The sequence below is a fragment of the Colwellia sp. 6M3 genome (assembly GCF_014077595.1).
Taxonomy (GTDB): Bacteria; Pseudomonadota; Gammaproteobacteria; order Enterobacterales; family Alteromonadaceae; genus Cognaticolwellia.
The window spans coordinates 1-6,317 of the sequence record NZ_JACGWF010000145.1; the positions used below are offsets into that span (position 1 = coordinate 1).

5 protein-coding genes are annotated in these 6,317 nt (G+C 36.9%); 2 read left to right on the forward strand and 3 right to left on the reverse strand.

The genetic code is table 11. The annotated features are described in order from the left end of the window. Both H4J50_RS18260 and H4J50_RS18265 read left to right on the forward strand, forming a co-directional pair. On the forward strand, positions 1-1,630 hold a 1,630-nt coding region (locus tag H4J50_RS18260; protein ID WP_182257599.1), incomplete at its 5' end, for a tetratricopeptide repeat protein. A gap of 28 nt (positions 1,631-1,658) precedes the next feature. After that, a complete protein-coding gene (locus tag H4J50_RS18265) occupies positions 1,659-2,114 on the forward strand; it encodes a hypothetical protein (protein WP_182257600.1) in 456 nt (151 codons plus the stop codon). 98 nt (positions 2,115-2,212) lie between these two features. On the opposite strand, the gene H4J50_RS18270 is transcribed toward H4J50_RS18265, so the two are convergent. From H4J50_RS18270 to H4J50_RS18280, 3 genes are all read right to left on the reverse strand, one after another. Then, positions 2,213-3,055, reverse strand: a complete 843-nt coding sequence (locus H4J50_RS18270; protein ID WP_182257601.1) for a 23S rRNA (adenine(2030)-N(6))-methyltransferase RlmJ — start codon at positions 3,053-3,055, stop codon at positions 2,213-2,215. Positions 3,056-3,145: 90 nt separating this feature from the next. Beyond that, on the reverse strand, positions 3,146-4,738 hold the full coding sequence (locus H4J50_RS18275) for an ABC-F family ATPase (RefSeq protein WP_182257602.1): 1,593 nt from the start codon (positions 4,736-4,738) through the stop codon (positions 3,146-3,148). A 581-nt stretch (positions 4,739-5,319) separates the two neighbouring features. Next, a complete protein-coding gene (locus tag H4J50_RS18280; RefSeq protein ID WP_182257603.1) occupies positions 5,320-5,922 on the reverse strand; it encodes a thiamine biosynthesis protein ThiC in 603 nt (200 codons plus the stop codon). Between the last annotated feature and the right edge of the window lie 395 nt (positions 5,923-6,317).

The window sequence follows — 6,317 nt, forward strand, 5'->3', positions numbered from 1 at the left end:
GGAAAGTACCATTCAACCACTTAATATGACGCTGGAAAATAAGGTACCTATAGTCAATGTAATTGAAAATGCAGTAGCAATTCTTCCATTTCATACTTCAGCTACTGATAATCATCAATACTTTGTTACAGGCTTACAAGAAGAACTGATTAACTTATTAGCCTTAAAGCCTGTTTTTAAAGTCGCCTCTATTCGGGCAATTAATGCTTTGGATCCTGAAGCAAGTATTGAACAAATTAAAAATAACTTGGGGGTTAAATATATTGTTGAAGGAAGATCTAAAACTGTAAAAGATACTTTAATTATTAATACTATCATGACTGATGTAGTTACCGGCTTTCAAGTTTGGTCGGATGAATCTGTAGGGTCATTCGATGGCTTGGTTTTACTTTATAATGAACTGTCGCGCAAAATTATAAGCGCATTACATTTAGTGGTCGTGGGTGATAAGTCAGTTAATAATGTTAATTATATGCCGACAGAAAACTTCTCTGCTTACGATGCTTACTTGCAAGGTAAGGAAAAATATAGAAATTCAAAAAGTATGGCAAGTTTAATTGCAGCAGAGGAGCTATTTATTAATGCCCTGCAATTAGACCCTGATTTTGTTCAAGCATCGTCAGCATTATGCCAGACCTATTTAGATAAATACTTGCTTAACGATGATACAAATGAATACCAGAAGGCACTGAATGTTTGTCAATTAATTGCAAGTAATGAAACTGTATCTTTCGAATCTCAATTAGCACTAGGTACTTTGTATCGTGTTAATGGCCAATATGAAAAGTCTGAACTACATCTAAACAAAGCAAGGTTGATTAAGCCAACATCAAGCGAGGTACATATATCATTAGCGGCTTTATATGCTAAACAAGAGCAAAGTGATAAAGCTGAAAGTTTCTATCAACAAGCCATTGATTTAGAACGGGGTAATTGGCAAAATTATTATGATTATGGGTTGTTTTTATTTTACTCAGGTCGTTATGAACAGGCGATAAGTCAATTTAACAAAGTCATTTTAATCAATAAAAATACTGCCATGGCCTACAATGCGCTGGGCGCAGTTTATTATCTGGTGCTTGATTTCGAACAAGCTAATATTGCTTGGTCAAAATCATTAGCCATTAAACCCACTTCAGTAACCTTTTCAAATTTAGGTACAGTATTATTTTTTATGCAGCGGTATGAGAATGCGGTCGAAATGTATTTACAAAGTGCTGAGTTATCTCCATTAGACCCAACAGTTTGGGGTAATTTAGGTGATGCATATAAATACAGTAAAAATAGTACAGAAAAGGCAAATTCTGCTTACGAAAATGGTCTTAAGTTAGCGAAAAAAAATGCAACAATTAATGATAAAGACCCTAATATTCAAGCACTCATTTCTCGTTATTATTCTGAATTAAAACAATGTGAACAAGCAAAAAAATACCAAAACATTGCGCTTAATCACAACCTAAAAGACCCTTATATTTATTACGACTTAGCAATCGTTTCCATTAACTGTTTCGATGAAGATATTTTGAAGTCGTTTATTGAAAAAGCTATCAATTTAGGCTATCCAAGTAAGCTTTTATTGGCAGACCCGCAATTTTACGACTATAAACATTGGTTGAAAGAAGTTATTTGATGTTATTAACCTGAATAAGGAAGATTCAATGAATACGCTAAAAGTAAAACCCATAAGTACGATGGTTAAAGTGTTAATGTTTTTAATCGCGTCTAGCTCTATATTCGCAATGGCAGCGAATAGTAACAAAGATAGGCAGCTAATAATTGAAGTGAACCCATCTACACATTGCGCAATAAATGTGGTTCCATCAGACCATGAAAGTAACTGTGCCTTGTTATATCCTGCAGATAAAAATCCCTGTAAGAATGATCCCGAATGTGTCTGTTCCAAAAAAGAGAAATACATTTCTTGGCAAACAAGTACAGGTGATGAATTCGATATCAACTTTACTGAAGGTTCGCCTTTTAAAAGGTGTGACTACAGTGCAGGTCGTGATGGAAAGGTTCGTTGTAAAATAAAAAATGATGGTGACTATTATTATGAAGTCAATGTCGAAGGGTGTGATTCCAACCCTTATGATCCGCGAATAGTAGTTCAATAAGTGTTGGCAGTATTAACTATAATTAAGGTAAGTCATTCAGCAAATAACTTACCTTAAGTTTCAGCTACGTTTATTCTAAACTAATTTGTTAAAACGACTTATTCATCGATAAGTTGTTTCACAAAATACGAACTTTCTTCGCTACCTAAATGGGTTTTTAAATAAGGAAGTATTTTATTCAATTGGCTATTTAATTGCCATGGCGGATTTACAATAAATAATCCTGTACCTGTCATACCGTATTCTTGTGTATCAGCTTGTTGGCAATACTCTACTTGTAATAAATTACGTACATCACTTTTTACGAACGCGTCTTGCATCTGTTCAACTAGTTCACGCTTAACAATCGGGTACCATAAAATATAAGTGCCGGTTGCGAATTTCTTATAAGCATTAACGATAGTGCGAACGGCTTTTAAGTAATCTTCTTTTAATTCATAAGGCGGATCGATTAACACTACACCGCGTCGATTTGGTGGTGGTACTAAGCCTAAAACACCTTGATAACCGTCAGATTTCTTAACATGAGACTTATTCCAACGCTGACTGTATTCTTTTAAGTGCTCAATGTCAGTAGGGTGAAGTTCAAATAAATGCGCGCTGTCTTGACGTCGGGTAAACTGTCGAGCGATACCAGGAGAGCCAGGATATAAAGAAAGTTCATCTTGATCACGATTTAAGTCTTTGACTAAATCAATGTAAGGCTGAATGGCTTCAGGTAAATCTTGTTGCTCGATTAATTTGGCAATACCATCTTTATATTCACCTGTTTTTTGTGCATATTCATCGGCTAGTTGATACATACCTGCACCCGAATGGCTATCAATATAATAAAAGCCTTTTTCTTTTCGGGTCATATATTCGAGTACTAAGGTTAATACCGAGTGTTTTAAAACATCAGCAAAATTTCCGGCGTGAAAAGCATGGCGATAACTGAGCACAGTAGCTCCTTTAATAAACGTTAAATAAAAATAAAGGTATCATAATAAGATCATGATACCTTGTTAAGCATTGCTAAATGTGAGCTAAGTCTATACTTGAGAAGCTAAATATTCGTCGTAGCCTCCTGCAAAGTCAGTGTAACCACCATCTGCTAATTCGATAATACGCGTCGCTAAACTTGAAACAAACTCACGGTCATGACTGACGAATAAAATAGTGCCTTCAAACTGCTCCATTGCCATGTTTAGTGACTCAATAGATTCCATATCCATATGGTTAGTCGGTTCATCCATAACAAGAATATTAGGCTTTTGCATCATGATTTTACCGAAAAGCATACGTCCTTGTTCACCACCAGAAAGCACTTTCACTGACTTGTTAATGTCATCAGCTGAGAATAATAAACGCCCTAAATAACTACGAACAGCTTGTTCGTCGTCGGTTGGTTGACGCCATTGACTCATCCATTCGAATAAGGTCATATCATTTTCAAATTCATGGCTATGATCTTGTGCGTAGTAACCAATGTTAACGTTTTCTGACCAAGTGTATAAACCTGACGTGGGTTGATACTCAGCTTCGCCCATCATGGTACGTAAAAATGTTGTTTTACCAATACCGTTTTGACCAATAATAGCCACACGTTCGCCTACTTCAATCATCATATTAAGGTCAGTTAAAACCTTATTATCATCAAAGCTCTTGTTTAGATTCTCGAGAACAAGGGCATTACGGAATAATTTCTTTTCTTGTTCAAAACGAATAAACGGATTAACACGGCTTGATGGCTTTACATCGGCCAATTGAATTTTATCAATTTGTTTAGCACGAGAAGTGGCTTGTTTTGCTTTTGAAGCATTGGCAGAGAATCGCGCCACGAAAGCTTGTAGTTCACCAATTTGTGCTTTTTTCTTGGCGTTGTCAGACATCAATTGGGCTCTAGCTTGCGTAGACGCTAACATGTACTCGTCGTAGTTACCTGGGAATACACGTAACTCACCGTAATCTAAATCAGCCATATGGGTACAAACACTGTTTAAAAAGTGACGGTCATGCGAGATGATGATCATGGTTGAATCACGTGCGTTCAAGGTTTCTTCTAACCATTGAATGGTATGTATGTCGAGGTTGTTGGTTGGCTCATCAAGTAATAAAATATCTGGGTTAGAGAATAGTGCTTGGGCTAATAACACACGCAATTTCCAACCAGGGGCAACTTCACTCATTAAACCGTAATGTTGATCAACAGGAATACCTACACCCATTAATAGTTCGCCAGCGCGACTTTCTGCACTGTAACCGTCCATTTCAGCATATTCAGCTTCTAAATCACCGGCACGCATACCATCAGCTTCACTCATTTCTGGTAAGGCGTAAATGCGGTCACGTTCTTCTTTTATCGCCCACAACTTGGTATGACCCATGATTACAGTATCAACAACAGAAGTTGCTTCAAAGCCAAACTGGTCTTGACGAAGTTTACCAATGCGCTCGTTTGGATCTAAGGCAACGTTGCCAGATGTTTGCTCTAAATCACCACCCAAAATTTTCATAAAGGTTGATTTACCACAGCCATTGGCGCCGATTAAACCATAGCGGTTGCCGCCACCAAATTTTTGTGAAATGTTTTCAAATAACGGTTTAGCACCGAATTGTTGGGTAATATTGTTTGCAGCTAACATATGAATTCCGTAGCGAGTGTTTAGATGAGTTAAGTTAAAGCGTTAACTCATACTTTAAAAATGTAAATAATGCGCGCGATTATACAGGTGTTTAATGATTAGCGAAAGTAGAGCACTTGCTTAACTTTACTTAATCTAGAATACGAAAATAGAAGGGGACTGTAATAGCAAAGAAAAGACGCTTTGAAGGGGGTAAAGTAACAATTAGTCGCTCGGTAGAATAATTATTATAAGCTTTAAGCTACTCATTGAACTTTCATATTACTAATGCTCAGAAAGTTTATCAGGCTAGTCATTATAATTTGTTTTTCAAAATGATTTTTATACAGGTAGGTTTAAGTGAATACTAATAAAATTTTTCTGGTGTGCTTTTATTTTTTAACCTGTTTTGCGTATTAACGCCGTAATGGGCGAGAGTCTCATTACCCATTTAAAATTTTAATGTGATACTTTATTTTATGTAGACGGGGTGTCCATGCAATTATTTTTGGCTAATGCAAATGCAAACATCGGTACATTAACTATGCACCGATGCTTATACATTATTTATAAAGACTACTTCACGAGTGAGGCATTAAGTTTCAGTCTTCTTTACGGTAAATACTTATCAAGCATATCGCTAGAAGTAACGTCGCAATCATGCCCGAGGCGCCAGCGACACCTGATGGAAGAAAGCCATCACGCCCAAAGGTAATTAAAATGCCATTGGCAAACATCGCAACCCCACCCGCTAACGCTGTAAGGCCTCCTATCGCTTTGCCACCTTTAGCCATACTTGTCATTCCAAAAACAAGTGCTGCTAACCCCAATAATACTTTGGCTGCATAGTAAATCATGAAAGACAAAGCAACCACGCCACCAATTAAAGGTTGCGCTCCTTCAACGTCACCTGCAACTTTTCCAAATGATGAAAACAAAGTCAGGCCAATACTCACCTGCACGATGTTAAGTACAGCACTAAAGGCAATAGCCGACCATCCCAGTTGACAATTTTTTGCTTGCACCATAGCTGCACCAGAAAAGGCGACAAGAACAGTAAATATCAATGCTTCTAGCCCCCACGCAAACTGCCTTGAAAAACTAATTTCAGCAGTGTAAAGAGCAGTAAAAATAGCCTGTGTTATCGCCAACACCAATAATAAAGATGCCGTAATTAGCATGGTGCGTTTATTCGTAAATTCCATTATGTACCTCTAATAATTATATATTTAACGCTTTCTCATAGCTTTATTTCACTAGATTAGCCTAAGTTTTATATGGCCCACCACAAATAAGTAGCAAATGAGCGTAAGTTGTTGCCTCGCCTAAAACATAAACTATCGAAGCTACTATCAGCATGCAAATGGCTTACACTGTTAAGTGATTTAAACGGGTAGCTATTTTTTAAACAGCATCTTCCATTCAGAATATAAAATCCACTAAATCAAGTCATATACAGAGCTGTTACTGTGACTTAACGCTCTAAAAAGAGTTTTATGGGTGCAGTAGCTTTGAAGACGTCAAATAGATGAGACCTTTTATGACGTAGTTTTCATACCTGAAAATATAGGACAGGCAATACTATTTAATTCTTTCACTC

Excerpts from the sequence above, each read along its gene's own strand:
- H4J50_RS18280 (WP_182257603.1), bottom strand. The coding sequence starts at position 5,922 with ATGGAATTTACGAATAAACGCACCATGCTAATTACGGCATCTTTATTA.
- H4J50_RS18275 (WP_182257602.1), bottom strand. The coding sequence starts at position 4,738 with ATGTTAGCTGCAAACAATATTACCCAACAATTCGGTGCTAAACCGTTA.
- H4J50_RS18265 (WP_182257600.1), top strand. The coding sequence starts at position 1,659 with ATGAATACGCTAAAAGTAAAACCCATAAGTACGATGGTTAAAGTGTTA.